This is a genomic window from Streptomyces sp. CB01201 (genome assembly GCF_002803085.1).
Lineage (GTDB): Bacteria > Actinomycetota > Actinomycetes > Streptomycetales > Streptomycetaceae > Streptomyces > Streptomyces hundungensis.
This window is the reverse complement of sequence record NZ_NNBJ01000010.1, coordinates 262,809-279,292: the sequence shown is the minus strand read 5'-3', so window position 1 is coordinate 279,292 and position 16,484 is coordinate 262,809. Positions and strand designations below refer to the sequence as shown.

The 16,484-nt window shown below is 72.8% G+C and carries 15 protein-coding genes; 11 read left to right on the top strand and 4 right to left on the bottom strand.

Translation table 11 applies throughout. From position 1 onward, the window contains the following. The 6 genes from sucB to CG740_RS21845 all read left to right on the top strand — a co-directional run. On the top strand, window positions 1-1,089 hold a 1,089-nt coding region (gene sucB / locus CG740_RS21870), incomplete at its 5' end, for a 2-oxoglutarate dehydrogenase, E2 component, dihydrolipoamide succinyltransferase (protein ID WP_100576891.1). A 128-nt stretch (window positions 1,090-1,217) separates the two neighbouring features. Then, entirely contained in the window at window positions 1,218-1,844 is a 627-nt protein-coding gene (locus tag CG740_RS21865; protein WP_100576890.1) for a GntR family transcriptional regulator, read from the top strand. A 226-nt stretch (window positions 1,845-2,070) separates the two neighbouring features. Further along, window positions 2,071-4,767, top strand: a complete 2,697-nt coding sequence (aceE, locus tag CG740_RS21860) for a pyruvate dehydrogenase (acetyl-transferring), homodimeric type (protein WP_100576889.1) — start codon at window positions 2,071-2,073, stop codon at window positions 4,765-4,767. A 144-nt stretch (window positions 4,768-4,911) separates the two neighbouring features. Beyond that, window positions 4,912-5,691 carry a VOC family protein gene (locus CG740_RS21855; protein WP_100576888.1) on the top strand — a complete coding sequence of 260 codons (780 nt, stop codon included), beginning with the start codon at window positions 4,912-4,914 and terminating at the stop codon, window positions 5,689-5,691. Between the two features lie 488 nt (window positions 5,692-6,179). Further along, window positions 6,180-7,196 (top strand): helix-turn-helix transcriptional regulator, encoded by a 1,017-nt coding sequence (locus CG740_RS21850; protein WP_100576887.1) that lies wholly within the window; start codon window positions 6,180-6,182, stop codon window positions 7,194-7,196. Window positions 7,197-7,272: 76 nt separating this feature from the next. Next, on the top strand, window positions 7,273-8,184 hold the full coding sequence (locus tag CG740_RS21845; protein WP_100576886.1) for a FadR/GntR family transcriptional regulator: 912 nt from the start codon (window positions 7,273-7,275) through the stop codon (window positions 8,182-8,184). 40 nt (window positions 8,185-8,224) lie between these two features. Here CG740_RS21845 and CG740_RS21840 read toward each other — a convergent pair whose 3' ends face one another. Continuing rightward, window positions 8,225-8,452, bottom strand: a complete 228-nt coding sequence (locus CG740_RS21840) for a hypothetical protein (protein WP_100576885.1) — start codon at window positions 8,450-8,452, stop codon at window positions 8,225-8,227. Window positions 8,453-8,711: 259 nt separating this feature from the next. Here CG740_RS21840 and CG740_RS21835 point away from each other — a divergent pair, with 259 nt between their 5' ends. Continuing rightward, window positions 8,712-9,584, top strand: coding sequence for a winged helix-turn-helix domain-containing protein (locus CG740_RS21835; protein WP_159030376.1), 873 nt, complete (start codon window positions 8,712-8,714; stop codon window positions 9,582-9,584). A 96-nt stretch (window positions 9,585-9,680) separates the two neighbouring features. Next, window positions 9,681-10,202, top strand: coding sequence for a DUF4240 domain-containing protein (locus CG740_RS21830; protein ID WP_100576883.1), 522 nt, complete (start codon window positions 9,681-9,683; stop codon window positions 10,200-10,202). A gap of 47 nt (window positions 10,203-10,249) precedes the next feature. On the opposite strand, the gene CG740_RS21825 is transcribed toward CG740_RS21830, so the two are convergent. Continuing rightward, window positions 10,250-11,053 carry an SDR family NAD(P)-dependent oxidoreductase gene (locus CG740_RS21825; RefSeq protein ID WP_100576882.1) on the bottom strand — a complete coding sequence of 268 codons (804 nt, stop codon included), beginning with the start codon at window positions 11,051-11,053 and terminating at the stop codon, window positions 10,250-10,252. Between the two features lie 125 nt (window positions 11,054-11,178). Here CG740_RS21825 and CG740_RS21820 point away from each other — a divergent pair, with 125 nt between their 5' ends. Then, the gene (locus CG740_RS21820; RefSeq protein WP_100576881.1) at window positions 11,179-11,865 is read left to right on the top strand and encodes a TetR family transcriptional regulator; all 687 of its coding nucleotides are present in this window, start codon (window positions 11,179-11,181) and stop codon (window positions 11,863-11,865) included. Window positions 11,866-11,874: 9 nt separating this feature from the next. Here CG740_RS21820 and CG740_RS21815 read toward each other — a convergent pair whose 3' ends face one another. Beyond that, the gene (locus tag CG740_RS21815) at window positions 11,875-13,086 is read right to left on the bottom strand and encodes an amidohydrolase (RefSeq protein ID WP_199846537.1); all 1,212 of its coding nucleotides are present in this window, start codon (window positions 13,084-13,086) and stop codon (window positions 11,875-11,877) included. Between the two features lie 125 nt (window positions 13,087-13,211). After that, complete coding sequence (locus tag CG740_RS21810) at window positions 13,212-13,739, bottom strand: GNAT family N-acetyltransferase (protein WP_100576880.1); 528 nt, start codon at window positions 13,737-13,739, stop codon at window positions 13,212-13,214. A 36-nt stretch (window positions 13,740-13,775) separates the two neighbouring features. On the opposite strand from CG740_RS21810, the gene CG740_RS21805 reads away from it, so the two are divergent. Next, window positions 13,776-14,675 (top strand): TIGR01777 family oxidoreductase, encoded by a 900-nt coding sequence (locus CG740_RS21805; RefSeq protein WP_100576879.1) that lies wholly within the window; start codon window positions 13,776-13,778, stop codon window positions 14,673-14,675. A gap of 410 nt (window positions 14,676-15,085) precedes the next feature. Further along, window positions 15,086-16,402 carry an NAD(P)/FAD-dependent oxidoreductase gene (locus CG740_RS21800; RefSeq protein ID WP_100576878.1) on the top strand — a complete coding sequence of 439 codons (1,317 nt, stop codon included), beginning with the start codon at window positions 15,086-15,088 and terminating at the stop codon, window positions 16,400-16,402. Window positions 16,403-16,484 lie beyond the last annotated feature (82 nt).

The window sequence follows — 16,484 nt, the reverse complement described above, 5'->3', positions numbered from 1 at the left end:
GCTCCGGCTCCGGCCGCCGCCCCCGCGCCCGCCCCGGCCGCTCCGGCTCCGGCCGCTCCGGCCCCGGCTCCCGCTCCGGCCGCCCCCGCCGCTCCGGCTCCGGCTCCGGCCGCCGCTCCGGCTCCGGCCGCCACCCCGGCTGCCGCCCCCGCGGCCACCTCCGGTGACGACGGCGCGTACGTCACGCCGCTGGTCCGCAAGCTCGCCTCCGAGTCCGGTGTGGACCTGGGCGCGGTCAAGGGCACCGGCGTCGGCGGTCGCATCCGCAAGCAGGACGTCATCGCCGCCGCCGAGGCCGCCAAGGCACCGGCTCCGGCCGCTGCCGCCGCCCCCGCCGCGAAGGCCGCCCCCTCCCTGGAGGCGTCCCCGCTGCGCGGTCAGACGGTCAAGATGACCCGCATGCGCAAGGTCATCGGCGACAACATGATGAAGGCCCTGCACTCGCAGGCGCAGCTCACCACCGTCGTCGAGGTGGACATCACCAAGCTGATGAAGCTGCGCGCGGCCGCGAAGGACTCCTTCGCCGCCCGCGAGGGCGTCAAGCTGTCCCCGATGCCGTTCTTCGTGAAGGCGGCGGCCCAGGCGCTGAAGGCCCACCCGGTCATCAACGCCCGGATCAACGAGGACGAGGGCACCATCACGTACTTCGACTCGGAGAACATCGGCATCGCCGTGGACTCCGAGAAGGGTCTGATGACCCCGGTCATCAAGAACGCGGGCGGTCTCAACCTCGCCGGCATCTCGAAGGCGACCGCGGAGCTGGCCGGCAAGGTCCGCGCCAACAAGATCACCCCGGACGAGCTGTCCGGCGCGACCTTCACGATCAGCAACACCGGCTCGCGCGGTGCGCTGTTCGACACGGTCATCGTGCCGCCGAACCAGGTCGCCATCCTGGGCATCGGCGCCACCGTCAAGCGTCCGGCGGTCATCGAGACCGCCGAGGGCACCGTCATCGGTGTCCGCGACATGACCTACCTCGCGCTCTCCTACGACCACCGCCTGGTGGACGGCGCCGACGCCGCTCGCTACCTGGGCGCCGTCAAGGCGATCCTGGAGGCCGGCGAGTTCGAGGTCGAGCTCGGCCTGTAAGGCTCTGAGAGGCACCGTGGGACGGCTGTAAGACTCGTCTCACCAGCGGCCGCGTCCCCGTCCGGGCACTTCCGGACGGGGGCGCGGCCGTATTGTTTGGACGTCGTCGCTCGTTTTAAGGAGCCCCCATGACCGTGCCCGTCGTCCACTCGCTGCGCGAGCAGATCCGCGAGCACATCGTGGAGGGCATCGTCAGCGGGCGCTGGAAGCCCGGCGAGCGGATCGTGGAGCGGCGCATCGCGGTGGAGCTCCAGGTCAGCCAGACGCCGGTGCGCGAGGCGCTGCGCGAACTGGAGAGCCTGCGCCTCATCGAGTCGGCACCCAACAAGGGCGTACGGGTGCGCAGTCTGAGCGCGGCCGACCTGGAGGAGAGCTATCCGGTGCGGGCCGGTCTGGAGCAGATCGCGGCCGAGCTAGCGGCCGACCGGCTCGCCGAGGACTGCTCGGCCCTGGAGCCGCATGTGGCGGCCCTCTACGCGGCGGACCGGGCGGCCGACGGCACCGCGCAGGTGCGGCACACGGTCGGTTTCCACCGGGAACTGGTGCGGGCGGCCGGCAACAGTGTGCTGTTGCACACATGGGAAGGCCTCGGCATCGAGGTGTTCACGGCCCTCTCCATCCGCTGGCTCGGCACCGTACAGAAGTCGTACGCCGAGGAGCACGAGGACCTGGTGGCGGCCTTCCGGCGGCGGGATCCGGCCATCGGCCCGCTGGTGAAGGCCCATGTCCTGGGGTGCGCGCCGCGTAGCGCCTGACCTGCGCGGCAGGCTGCGGGGCACCTGGCAATCCAAGGCACCCGGTGCCCTTTTTGGCGGCACCCTGTGCCGACTTTTGCGATTCGAAGAAGTTTTTGGCTCAACGCTTTGATCGATCATCGATCGTCGGCTTACAGTCAACGGCGGACTCACCGGTCCAAGGCCCCGTCCTGCCAGACAAAGGCCCCTATTTCTCCACCCCCCTCCTGTCCGGAAGGCGGCGATCATGATCGACCCCGTAGCCAAGTTTCCGAGCGAGCTCGACCAGCTCCCGGACCGTGACACCGAGGAGACCGCCGAATGGGCGGCCTCCCTCGATGCCGTCGCCAAGGCCGCCGGCCCGCATAGGGCCGCGTATCTGATGCGCCGCACGCTCCAGCATGCCGAAGGCGCGGGCCTCGCCCTGCCGAAGCTGCTGGAGACGGACTACGTCAACACCATTCCCTCCTCCTCCGAGCCCGCCATCGACGGCGACGAGGAGATGGAGCGCCGGATCACCGCATGGAACCGCTGGAACGCGGCGGCCATGGTGACCCGCGGCTCGAAGTACGGCGTCGGCGGCCACATCGCGACCTTCGCGTCCGCGGCCTGGCTGTACGAGACCGGCTTCAACCACTTCTTCCGCGGGAAGGAGGGCGACGGATCCGGCGACCAGCTCTACATCCAGGGCCACGCCTCGCCCGGCATCTACGCCCGCGCCTTCCTCGACGGCCGCCTCACCGAGGCGCACCTGGACAAGTTCCGCCAGGAGTCCGGCGGCGACGGCCTGCCGTCCTACCCGCACCCGCGCCGCCTGCCCTGGCTGTGGGAGTTCCCGACCGTGTCCATGGGACTCGGCCCGCTCTCCGCGATCTACCAGGCGCGCTTCAACCGGTACCTCACCAACCGGAACATCAAGGACGTCTCCAACTCCCACGTGTGGGCGTTCCTCGGTGACGGCGAGATGGACGAGCCCGAGTCGACGGCGGCCCTCGCGCTCGCCGCCCGCGAGGGTCTGGACAACCTGACCTTCGTCATCAACTGCAACCTCCAGCGCCTCGACGGCCCGGTCCGCGCCAACTTCAAGATCGTTCAGGAGCTGGAGGCCCAGTTCCGCGGCGCCGGCTGGAACGTCGTGAAGTCGCTGTGGGGCGGCGCCTGGGACGAGCTCTTCCAGCTCGACACCACCGGCGCCCTCGTCCGCCGCCTGCGCGAGGTCCCCGACGCCCAGGTGCAGACGTACCAGACGCGGGACGCGGCCTACATCCGCGAGGACTTCTTCGGCAAGGACCCGGCGCTCGTCGAGATGGCAAAGCTGCTCTCGGACGACAAGATCCTGGAGTGCTTCCACCTCTCGCGCGGTGGCCACGAGCCGCGCAAGGTGTACGCCGCCTACAAGGCCGCCCTGTCCCACAAGGGCGCGCCGACCGTCATCCTGGCGCAGACCGTCAAGGGCTTCACCCTCGGTGAGGGCTTCGCGTCCAAGAACGCGAACCACCAGATGAAGAAGCTCACCAACGACGAGTTCAAGAACATGCGCGACCTTCTTGAACTGCCCATCTCCGACGACCAGTTCGTCGACGGTGTGGTCCCCTACGGCCACCCCGGCGCCGACTCCCCCGAGGTCCGCTACCTCCAGGAGCGCCGCGCGGCCCTCGGCGGCCCGGCCCCGGCCCGCCGCAGCCACGCGCTCGCCCCGCTGCCGGCCCCGGCCGACAAGTCGTTCGCGGCCTTCGACAAGGGTTCCGGCAGCCAGTCCATGGCCACCACCATGGCGTTCGTCCGGCTGATGAAGGACCTGATCCGCGACAAGACCAGCGGCAAGCGCTGGGTGCCGATCGTCCCGGACGAGGCCCGCACCTTCGGCATGGAGTCGCTGTTCCCCTCGCTCGGCATCTACTCGCCGAAGGGCCAGACGTACGAGCCGGTCGACCGCGACCAGCTGATGTACTACCGCGAGGCCAAGGACGGCCAGATCCTCAACGAGGGCATCACCGAGGCCGGCTCGATGGCCGACTTCATCGCCGCGGCGTCCGCGTACGCCACGCACGGCGAGCCGATGATCCCGTTCTACATCTTCTACTCGATGTTCGGCTGGCAGCGCACGGCCGACCAGATGTGGCAGCTCGGCGACCAGCTCGGCCGCGGCTTCCTGGTGGGCGCCACCGCCGGCCGTACGACCCTGACCGGTGAGGGCCTCCAGCACGCGGACGGCCACTCCCCGGTGATCGCGGCGACCAACCCGGCGGCGCTGTCCTACGACCCCGCCTTCGCCTACGAGGTCGCGGCCATCGTCAAGGACGGTCTGCGCCGGATGTACGGCGAGGCGGCCCCGGGCGAGGACCGGGACGTCTTCTACTACCTCACGGTCTACAACGAGCCGATGCCGCAGCCGGCGAAGCCCTCGGGCATCGACGAGGGCATCATCAAGGGCCTGTACCGCTTCAACACGGCGGAGACCGCGGGCGTCACGGTTCCGGTCAACGCCTCGCGCATCCAGCTGCTCGGCTCGGGCACCGCGATCCACTGGACCCTGGAGGCCCAGAAGCTGCTCGCCGAGGAGTGGGGGGTGGCCGCCGACGTGTGGTCCGCCACCTCCTGGACCGAGCTGCGCCGCGACGCCCTGGAGGCGGACGCCGCCCTGCTGCGCGGCGAGGAGCGGATTCCCTTCATCCGCAAGGCACTTGAGGGCGTGGACTCCCCCGTCCTCGCGGTGTCCGACTACATGCGCCAGGTCCCGGACCAGATCGCGCAGTGGGTCGAGCAGGACTACTCCTCGCTGGGCGCGGACGGCTTCGGCCTCTCCGACACCCGCGAGGCCGCCCGCCGCCACTTCGGCGTCGACGCCCAGTCGATCGTCGTCGCGGCCCTGGCCCAGCTCGCCAAGCGCGGCGAGGTCCCGGTCACGTCCGTGAAGGAAGCGCGCGAGCGCTACGGCCTGTAGCCCGCGGGGTCCTGGAACCCGGTGCGCGAGCACCGGGACCCCGGTGCCCGGAGGTCACGCGCGCGTGCCCCGTCCCGATTGCCGGGGCGGGGCACGCGTGCGTGAATGGTCGCCCGGGGGGCGGCGCGACTCCGGGAGCATCGCATGAAGATCTACAACCGCCCGTCCGCCCCCGCCTGGGCCGACCTCTCGACCACCGGCGTACCCGCCGCCAAGGCCTTCTACGGAGACCTCTTCGGCTGGCGGGGCGCGGACGTGCCGATGGAGGAGGCGGGCGGCTACGGGATGTTCCTGCTCGGCGACCGGTACGTCGGCGGATACGGGCCCTGCAGGGCGCCGGAGCAGCCGGTGGCCTGGCTTGCGTACTTCCAGGTCGAATCGGCCGACGCGACGGCCGCGGCGGTGACCGGCAACGGCGGCTCGATCGTCGCGGGCCCCATGGACGTCTTCGACTCCGGCCGGCTCGCGGTCTTCAGCGATCCCGAGGGCGCGGTGTTCGGCGTCTGGCAGCCCGATCGGCACGCGGGCTTCGGCGTGGTGGACGAGCCGGGCGGCATGTGCTGGTTCGAACTGCTCACCCGCGACAGCGATCGGGCGAAGACGTTCTACGCGGCGGTCTTCGGCTGGAACACGGAGGCGGCCGACCCGTACGGGTCCTCCTCCGAGTACACGGAGTGGAAGCTGGACGGGGAGAGCTTCAGCGGCATGATGCGGATGGGCTCGGACTTCCCGCCCGAGGTGCCGGCGCACTGGATGGTGTACGTCCAGGTCGACGACTGCGACGCGGTCGCCGCGCGGGCACGGGATCTGGGCGGCGAGGTGCACGTACCCCCCACCTCGATCCCGCCCGGCCGCTTCGCCCTGCTCCGGGACCCGCAGGGCGGGGTCTTCTCGATCATCGCCCTCACCGACCAGCACAGCTAGGCGCGGCCCACACGGCTCGCGTACGGCCCGGCCCCGGGCTAGGGGCACTTGCCCGGTACGGGCGGCCCCGGGCATTTAGGGGCGCGGGGCTGTGACATGTACGGCTCCGCCGCGCGGGCGCGACCCATCACGCACAATCCGCACCCCGGAGCAGGACCAGGAGCACGCCGCCGAACCACCCGGCACGGCCCAGCACCCATGGGGGCGCGGGGAACTGCGCGATCAGCCCAGGACGGGCCCGCACCCGAAAAACAACAGCTTCGGCCGCAGGCCGTGCGTGGCCGGTCGCGCCCGCGCGGCGGAGCCGCACATGTGCCAGCCCCGCGCCCCTGGAGGGCAGGCCCGCGCAGACACCGGAAGCCCCGCCGCGGAGTGGCCCGGACAGAAACCGAAAGCCGCCCCGCCAGGGGTACCCCGTGCACACGGCGAAAGCCCGCCCCGCCAGGGGCAGCCCGCGCCGGTAGCTGCGGCCCATGCATCATGGGCCCATGCGTGCTGCCCGGCTCATCAAGATGGTGCTGCTCCTTCAGGCCCGGCCCACCATGACCGCCACCGAACTCGCCCGAGAGCTGGAGGTGTCCGAACGCACCGTCACCCGCGACGCGCAGGCGCTCGCCGAGGCAGGCGTGCCGGTGTACGCGGACCGGGGGCGGGCCGGGGGCTACCGGCTGGTCGGCGGATACCGCACCCGTCTCACGGGCCTGGCCCGCTCCGAGGCGGAGGTGCTCTTCCTGTCCGGCGTGCCGGGCGCGCTGCGGGAGATGGGCCTGGAGGACGCCGCCTCGGCCGCCCGCCTGAAGGTGTCCGCGGCCCTGCTCCCGTCCCTCAAGGACGCCCCCTCCACCGCCGCCCAGCGCTTCCACCTGGACGCCCCCGGCTGGTGGCAGGAGCCGAAGACGCCCGAGCTGCTGCCCGCCGTGGCCGAGGCGGTGTGGGACGACCGGTGCGTACGGGTGGGATACCGCCGTCCGGCCCGCCGCGAGGCGAAGCGCGCCACCGAGCGCGCCACCGAGCGCGAGGTCGAGCGCGACCTGGAACCGTACGGGCTGGTCCTGAAGGCGGGCGTCTGGTACCTGTGCGCACGGGCCGCCGAGGAGGGCGGCGACTTCCGGGTGTACCGGCTCGACCGGTTCACGGCGGTCGCGGCCGGCGAGGCCCGCTTCGTGCGCGACGAGGGCTTCGACCTGCCGCGGTTCTGGGAGGCCCGGGCCGAGGAGTTCGCCCGTACGGTACTCAGGGATACGGTGGTCGTACGGGTCTCACCGGCCGGAGCCGCCCTGCTGCCGTACACCACCGGCGACCGGGGCGTCGTGCGCGAGGCCCTGGAGCGGGCCGGGGAGCCGGACGAGGAAGGCCGACTGACCCTCATCCTGCCGGTCGAGTCCCAGGAGGTGGCGTACAGCCAACTCATGGCCGTAGGGCCGGAGTTGGAGGTCCTGGAGCCCGCCGAACTGCGCACACGGTTCACGGCGGCGGCTCGCGCTCTGCGCCAACTCTATGAATAGCGCGGGCCATTGGCAGATACGGGCAGTTTCCAGCAGACAACTCGCCGTCATTGGCAGGCCGTTGTAGGCTGGGTGTGTGCCTGGAACCAGCGCTTCTACCGATGGACAGCGTCGTCCGCGGGATGTGGTCGCCGACGGTCTGCGTGCCCTCATCTCCGGCGGGGAGCTGCGGGTCGGTGAGCACCTCCCGACCCAGGCGCAGCTCAGCGAGCGTTTCTCGGTGCCGCGCGGCGCGGTCCGCGGCGCCGTGGAACTCCTGGAGCGCGAGGGTCTGATCCGGCGGGCCCAGCAGGGCACCCCGCCGACGGTGGCCCGGCCGGGCCCGGGCCGCGCCGTCGAGGACCGGCGCGAGGTGCCGGGACCGCGCCGCCATTCGCCCCGGCCCGCGGGCGTCTTCCTGGGCGAGCGGGTGGCGCAGTGCTTCCGCCAGGACGAGGTGACCATCGACGCGTACTGCCTCAATGGCGAGACGCTGGCGGCGGCGCTGGCGGGCCCGCTCGTGACCGTGCAGGCCGAGGGCGCGGGTCCGCGCCGGGTCGCGGTGCGGATCCTGCTGCCCGACGCCGAGGCGCCCCTGGCGCTGCCCCAGGTGATCGGCGACCTGGGGAACGTCCGCCCGCGCGAGCGGCTGCGGATCACCAGCAACCACATCTACGGCTCGCTGCGGCACTCGCTGCGCATGCTGAAGGTCCGGGACCTGGTCCCGGACGTGACGGTCGAGGCCCGCAAGGTGTCGATCACCCCGACGCAGAAGGTGTACATCCTCAACGGCCGCGAGGTCCTCGCCGGGCACTACCAGGTGACCGAACGCACGGTGGATCTCGACCGGAATCCGATCGAGATCTACGACATGCTCGGCGTGGAAGGCATGCTCTTCCGGCACACCGTGGTGGACGACGACCAGGTCACCCGGAGCTATGTGGAGCAGACCCAGCAGTGGTTCGACTCCCTGTGGAACACCATCGCCCGCCCCATGGATCCGAACTGAGCCGGATCCGGAGCGGGCGCCGCTCGCCGTGAAGTCCCGTTCAGCGGGCGGCGATCAGCACGATCACCAGGAGCACGGCCGCCACGCACACGAGGTTGGTGCGCGGCCCGGCGGGCACCGCCGCCGGCCGTTCGCGGTCCGCGCCGCCGCCCTTCGCGAGCAGCACACCCAGGGCGAGCACCAGCAGGCCCGAGGGGCCGAGCAGGGACACCACACCCACGTTCGACAGCAGTTCGAGGACGATTTGCACGCGTGTCTCCAGTCCCATGGAACACCTCCTCCGGTTGTCGCCGCCGCGGACCGCGTGGAGTGACGCTCGGTACCCTCATTGGCAGGCGATTGTGTGCCCTCCTCCTACCCGGGCTGAATGGCTGCCATCTATGGTCAACCGACTGCATATCGAGCAACACGACTATGCCATTGGCGAGTTGCTCGGCCATCTGCTCCAACCAACCGGTCAACAGGGGGAGTTGCTCGCCTCCCGCAGCCATCTGGCCTGTCCTGACCGCGAGTTGTAGCCTCTGTGGGTGACGACCCACATCAATGGGGCCGACCGGGACGAGGCCGGGGAGATCCCCCGCTACCGATTGGTCGCCGACGCGCTGCGCCAGGACATCCAGAACGGGGTGCCGGCGCCCGGCGAGGGGCTGCCCAAGCAGGAGCAGCTGATGCGCCGCTTCCGCTGCGGACGCGGCACCGTACAGAAGGCGCTCCAGCTGCTGCGCGACGAGCAGCTCCTGGAGGAGGGCGTGCCGGGGCGGGGCGCCCGGGTGGCCCGGCAGGCTGCCATCGGGCGGCCATTGGTCCACTACGTCTCACGCGCCTTCGAGGCCCCGCACGTCTCCCTCGACGTCTGGTCGCTGCACACCGAGGAGCTGTCCCGCGCCGTCCAGCAGCAGGCCGAGCTGATCCGGCTCGGTGACCGCGCGGCCCCCCGTTCCATCCGGGTACGGGTCCTGGTGCCGGACCTGGACACCCACCACCCCTACCCGCGCCACCTCGACGACCCGGACGACATGCGCCCGCTGCGGCGGCTGCGCCGGGTCATCCGGATGTACGCGGAGGCGCTGCACCACTCGCTCACCCAGCTGGCCGAGGAGGGCACGGTCGGCTCGGTGTCCGTGGAGATCCGGGGCCTGCCGACGGTGCCCGGCGAGAAGCGCTACCTCATCAACGGCACCCAGATGCTGACCGGCTACTACTTCCTGCGCAAGACCCGCATCCTGGTGGACGCCGCGTCCATAGAGGTACTGGAACTGCACAGCGACACCCTGTTCCCGGCCACCCTGGAGGGCAACGGGGCGCGGCCCCTGGAACGCGCGGAGTTCCAGCAGGTCCAGGCGTGGTTCGACTCGCGCTGGGAGACGGTGGCGACCCCGCTGCGCCCGCTCGACGAGTAGCCGGGCCGGGCGGAGGCGGCGGCCGGTAGCGGCAACCGGACGAATAACGGCGCTCCGCGTGCGCCGCCCTGCCCCACCCACGATGCTGGTTCCGTGATGGACGAGACGGAGTTCTGGGAGATCGTCGACCGTTCCCGCGAGGCCGCCGACGGCGACCCCGAGGAACAGGCCGACCTGATCGTGGACCGGCTGCTCCAGTACGACCCCGACTCCGTGCTCGACTTCGCCCGGCACTTCGAGGCGCGCTACAACCGCGCCTACCGCTGGGACCTGTGGGGAGCCGCGGCCGTGCTGCTCGACGGCGCGAGCGACGACGCCTTCGACTACTTCCGCTGCTGGCTCATCGGCCAGGGCCGCGAGGTCTTCGAGGGCGCGCTGCACGACCCGGACGCGCTCGCCGGCCTCCTCGGCGAGTTCGACGAGGAGGTCGACGGCGACGGCGAGGAGCTCGGTTACGCCGCGGACGAGGCGTACGAGCAGCTCACCGGCGTCGAGGCGCCGGACCTCGGCATCCCGTCCCAGGCCGAGGAGCCCGAGGGGACCCCGCTGGACTTCGAGGACGACTCGGCGCTCGCGGCCCGCTTCCCGCGCCTGTGGGAGCGCTTCGGCACCGGCTGAGCGCGGGTCGGAGCGCCGCGCCACGGGCCGCGGGTGCCTGCCGGCGGTCAGAAGTGCGTGCCGCCGTCGACGCGGACCTCGGTGCCGGTGATGAAGCGGCCGTCGTCGCTCGCCAGCATCGCGACCACCGAGGCCACCGTCTCCGGACCCGCGAAGCCCTGGCCGATGGCCGGGGCGAGCTTCGCGAAGAGCGACATGTCGGCGTCGGCGGGCAGGCCGGGACCCACGCTGGAGCGGGAGGCGCCGGATCCGTCCGTCATGCCGGAGGAGATCGAGCCGGGCTGTACGGCGGTGAAGCGGATGCCCTGCTTGGCGTACTCGGCGGCGAGCGCGTGCGTCATCGACTGGATGCCGCCCTTGCTGGCCGCGTACGCCGCCATGTAGGGGTGGGCGAACACCGCCGAGGTCGAGCTGAAGTTGACGACGGCCGCGCCGTCGCCTTCGAGCAGCGCCGGAACGGCCTCGCGGATCATCAGGAAGGTGCCGGTCAGATTGACCGCGACGACCCGGTTGAAGTCGGCCAGGCTCGTCTCGTGGGTGTGCGAGGAACGCAGGATGCCGGCCGCGTTGACCAGCACGTCCAGGCCGCCGAGCGCGGCCACCGCGGCGGCGACGCCCTCGGCGACCGACGTTTCGTCGGCTATGTCGACGACGAGGGTGGTGAGCCGGCCGATGCCCGCGCCCGCCTTGTCCGCGGTGTCCTTGAGGCCCGCCTCGCTGACGTCCGCGGCGACCACGTGGCCGCCCTCCGCGAGCATGCGCAGCACGGTGGCCTGCCCGATGCCGCTGCCACCCCCGGTGACCAGGGCGCGGCGGCCTTCGTAGCGGTTGGTGACGGTGTTCACGCTCATCGCGGGTCCAGCTTTCTCGATGTTTCCGATGACTGCCGGGGACGGCGGCGTCGTGGTCCGGCCACCGGGCAGCTTCCGACGTCCACCGTACGCCTGGATGGCACGTTTTGCCATGACGTCAATCCATGCACACCCACAGGTCGCGGGCGTACGCTGGCGAAGTGACCCACCCTGTTCCGCAGCCCTCGTCCGCGCCCGTCCCCTCGCTCACCGAGCGCCGCAGGGCGGCCACCCAGCTCGACATCGCCCGGGCCGCGGCCGCGCTCTTCGCCGAGCACGGGCCGGACGGCACCACGGCCGAGGCCATCGCCCGGCATGCCGGGGTCGCCCTGCGCACCTTCTACCGCTACTTCCGCTCCAAGCAGGACGCGGTCGGCCCGCTCCTCTCCGGCGGCGCCGAGCGCTGGCGGGCGCTGCTTGAGGTCGCCGAGCCCGGCCCCCTCGCCAAGACCCTGGAGGCCGCCGTGCGGGGCGCCCTCTCGGCCCCCGACGCGGCCGCCGTGGAGCAGCTGAGATGGACCCGGGGCCTGCTGCGCGCGGCCGAGCGCGACGCGGCGCTGCGCGCGGTCTGGTACCGCGTGAACCAGGACTCCGAGGAGCGCCTGCTGCCCGTGCTCACCCGGCTCGCCGGGCCGGGGGCCGACGCCCTGGAGGTACGCCTCGTCGCGGCGGCCGCCACCGACGCGATCCGGGTGGCCCTGGAGGCCTGGGCGGCCACCGAGGCCCCGGCCTCGGGGGCCGGCTCCCCCGCCGAGCTCGCGGTGCGCTGCCTGCGCGAACTCACCGGCGGGATGCGCCTGTTGGGCCGCTGAGCGACCCCGCTACCGCGCGTCGAGCCAGGCGAGCGCGGCCGTGGTGAGGGCCGTGACACCGGTGGTCAGGGTGGGTTCGACGACCGGGGCGAAGAAGGGCGAGTGGTTGGACGGGATGTCCTGGTCGACCGTGCCCGCCGCGAACGCCGCCCCGTACACCTCGGGGTCGGCACCCCCGAACAGCCAATAGCAGAGCGGTACTTGGGCATCCGTGGCGAACAGTCCGACGTCCTCGCTGCCGGTGACGGGCCCCGGGTCCAGCACCTGGTCGCCGCCGATCACCGCGCCGACGGCGGCCATCGTGCGGGCCACCGCTCCGGCATCGTTGACGAGCACCGGGAACGAGTCGATCCCGGTGATGTCGGGCTCCCGCTCGGCCCCCGCCACGGCGGCCTCCCCGCGCACGATCCGCTCGACCGCGGCGAGCACCCTCGTGCGCACCTCCTCCTTGTACGTACGGATGTTGAGCTTGAGCTCGGCCTCGTCCGGGATGATGTTGTCCTTGGTCCCGGCGTTGAGCGAGCCCACGGTGACGACGGCCGTCTCGCCGCCCGGGATCTCGCGGGAGACGATCGTCTGGAGCCGCATGACGGTCGACGCGGCCATCACCACCGGGTCGACGGACGTCTCGGGCCGCGAACCGTGCGCCCCCTTGCCGTACATGACGACCCTGAGCGCGTCGGTGGCGGCGAAGGCGGGGCCCGCGTGCGCGCCGATCAGCCCGGCCGGGAACGGCCCCACGTGCTGGCCGAGCACCACGTCCGGAGTGCCGAACCGTTCGTAGAGACCGTCGTCGAGCATGGACCGCGCGCCCTGCCCGACCTCCTCGGCGGGCTGGAAGACGGCGAGGACGGTGCCGCTCCACAGCGAGCGGGCGTCCGCGAGCAGCTTGAGCGCGCCGAGCAGACAGCTGACGTGCATGTCGTGCCCGCAGGCGTGCATGACTCCCTCGGCGGTCGAGGCGTAGTCGAGCCCGGTGCGCTCGGCGACCGGCAGGGCGTCGAAGTCGGCCCGCAGCAGCACGGTGGGCCCGGGTCCGTTGGCCAGCACGGCGACGACCCCGGTGCGGCCGACCCCGCAGGTCACCTCGTACCCGGACTCCCTTGCCCTGCGCGCGACTTCGGCCGCGGTGCGGTGCTCGGCGAAGGACAGCTCGGGGTGGGCGTGCAGATCGCGGTAGAGCGCGGCGAGATCGTCCCGGATCGCGTCGAGTCCCCGCAGCGCGACGCGGGCGGTGTCGGCGACGGCCTTGGCGGAGGGGGCGGAAGGGCCGGAAGGGGTGGAGGGGGCGGATTCTGACACGGAGCTGCCCTGCTTTCGGGGGTCGGGGAATTCGGTGTCGGTGGTCAGCGGTCGAGCAGCGTCCGCCCCATCAGGACGTCGTCCACAGGGGCGCCGTCCAGCAGGAACTCCCCGGGCAGGACGCCCTCGACGGCGAATCCCTCCGCCGCGTACAGGGCGCGGGCCGGGGCGTTGTGGCCGAGGACGCGCAGGGTGATACGGGTGGCGCCCTGCCCGCGCGACACGTCGTACGCGGCGTGCAGCAGGGCCCGCGCGACGCCCCGGCCGCGTGCGGCCTCGGCGACTTCGAGCCCCTGGATCTGGCGGACGTGGCTGTTGCACGCGAGCGAGGTGGCCGGCACCAGGCGGAGGAACCCCACGACCTCGCCGCCGGCCTCGGCGAGGAGATAGTCCGCCGGCTCGTGCCGCTCGTCGAAGAAGGGCTCGTACGGGGGAACCGGGCGGGGCTGCACGGAGTGCAGCGGGGACCAGGCGTCCCGGGTGAGCACACCCAGCGCCTCGCCGTCCGAGCGCCGGGCGGGCCGTATGAGCGGAGGAGCGGGACGACCGGGCTCGGTGTACGACTCAGGCATGCGGCCACTGTGCCATGCGGGCCGGGGCGCGCGAGGATGGACTTCATGAAGATCGCGGTGACGGGTTCGACAGGACTGATCGGTGCGGAGCTGGTGCGCTCGCTGCGGGCGGACGGACACCAGGTACTGCGCCTCGTACGGCGCCGGCCGGACGCGCCCGACGAGGTGGAATGGGACCCGCTACGCCAGTACGTGGACGCGGCGGGCCTGGCCGGCTGCGAGGCGGCGGTGCATCTGGCCGGGGCGGGCGTGGCCGACCACCGGTGGACGGCCGCGTACAAGAAGGAGATCCGGGACAGCCGGGTGCTCGGCACGGCCGCCCTCGCCGAGGCTCTGGCCTCCCTGGACGTCCCACCGAAGGTGCTGGTCAGCGGCTCGGCGATCGGCTACTACGGCGACACGGGCGACCGGCCGGTCGACGAGTCCGCCCCGCCGGGCGACGGGTTCCTCTCGCGGGTGTGCGTGGAGTGGGAGGAGGCGGCGGCCCCCGCCGAGGAGGCGGGCATCCGCACGGTGTTCGCCCGCACGGGCCTGGTGGTGTCCCGCGAGGGCGGCGCGTGGGCGAAGCTCATCCCGCTGTTCAAGGCGGGGCTCGGGGGGCGGCTCGGCAGCGGGCGCCAGTACTGGTCGTTCGTCTCCCTGCACGACGAGGTGGCGGCGCTGCGGTTCCTGCTGGACGCGGAGGATCTCTCCGGCCCGGTGAACCTGACGGCGCCCGAGCCGGTCACGAACGCCGAGGTGACGGCGGCGATGTCCCGGCTCCTGCACCGCCCCGCCCTCTTCCCGGTCCCGGCCCCCGCGATGCGGCTGGCCCTGGGCGAAGCGGCCGGGGACATCCTGTCCAGCCAACGCGTCCTGCCGTCCCGGCTGCTGTCGGCCGGCTTCGCGTTCGCGTTCCCGAGCGTGGAGGACGCGCTCGGCGCGGCGCTGGCGTAGCCCCGGCAAGTCGCCCCCGGCTTCCGGGGGCTGCGCCCCCGGGCCCCGCTCGGTTCGGCTGCGGACCGTGCGTGGCTGGTCGCGCAGTTCCCCGCGCCCCTGTAGGTGGCCCAGCATGAGCACCTTCAGCCCGTCCGGCGTTTGAGGACGAGCGCCCTTCAGGCGCGATCGGGGTCTGGGGCGGAGCCCCAGGGGGACCCGGAACCAACCAACCCCGGGTCACGGGCGGGAGGGCGGGCAAGCATGCCCCCAGGACGGAAGCCGTGCGCCCGCCGTGCGCCCACGCCCACCCGCACGCGCGCAGCGCGAACCAGCAGAACCTACCTACTCTCTCCCCGAACTCCGGCATTCCGTGCGCCAGTTGGGGGCATGAGGCCTCCACCGACCGCGCCTACCTCGGGGAGGGCCACGTGCTCAGTACCGCACACCATGCGGACGTACTCATCGTGGGGGCCGGGCTCGCGGGCCTGTCAGCGGCTCATCAGCTGACCGGCGCGGGAGTCACGGTCAGCGTCCTGGAGGCGGCCCCCGACGTCGGCGGCCGCATGTCGACCGCCCACGTCGACGGCTTCCGCCTCGACCGCATCGGCCAGCTGCTGTCGACCTCGTACCCGGAGCTGACCCGCACTCCGGGCCTGGCGGACCTGCCGCTGCGCCCCTTCGCCCCCGGCGTCCTCGTGCACAGCGAGGGCCGGCACCACCGGGCGGGCACGACGGGGAGCGCGCGGGGCGCACTGGCCGCCGCGCGCGCCCGCGCGAGCGCCCCGCGCGGCACGGCCACCCCGCTCGGCGGCGCGCTCGACCAGGCACGGCTCGGCAAGGCGCTGGCCAAGCTCGCCGCGACCCCGGTCGAGCGGCTCGTCGCCCGGCCCGAACTCCCCATCGGTCAGGCCCTGTTGAGTCGGGGCCTGCCCGCCCGCACGCTGGACGGATTCGTCCGCCCGCTGCTCTCCGCCCTGCTCTGCGACCCGGACCTGACCACGTCGAGCCGCTGCGCGGACCTCGCGCTGCGCGGCTTCGCCCGGGGCCGGCTGTGCGTCCCGGCGGGCGGCGCGTCCACCCTGCCGGAGCTGCTCGCGGCCGGGCTGCCGCCCGGCACCGTGCGTACCGATGTGAAGGTGACCTCCGTCGCCACCACCTCGGTCACCACGGCCGACCACGGCGTGCTCGGCTGCCGTTCGCTGCTGCTGGCCACCGACGCCCCCGCCGCCGCCGAACTGCTGCCCGGCCTGCGGGTACCCGGCTTCCACCCGCTCACCGTGCTGCACCACACCGCGCCCCGCTCCCCGCTCGCCGACCCCGCGCTGCTCCTGGACGCGGACCGCAGCGGGCCGGTGGCGTACACCTCGGTGATGAGCGAGGTCGACCCGAGCCGCGCGCCGCACGGCCGGGCCCTGATCACCTCGACCGTGCTCGGCACCCCGCCGGCCGACCTGGAGGACGCCGTACGCCGCCAACTGGCGCGGCTGTACGCCACGTCCACGGACGACTGGGAGCTGCTCGCGGTGCACCACACCCCGCAGGCCGTGCCCTCGATGCCGGCCCCGCACGATCTGCGCCGCCAGGTCCGGCTGCTCGCCGGCCTGTACGTCTGCGGCGACCACCGCGACACCAGCACCGTCCAGGGCGCCCTGTACTCGGGCCGCCGGGCCGCCCGGGCGATCCTCGCCGACCTGGGCGTCCCGTCCTGGCGGGCGACGGCGGAGGTGATCCACAAGGCGGCCTGAGACCCGGCGTCCCGGCTGCGTGCGGCCTCGACACCCGAGGCCGCACGCAGCCGGGGCCGCACTCGGCCGAGGGCGCACTCGG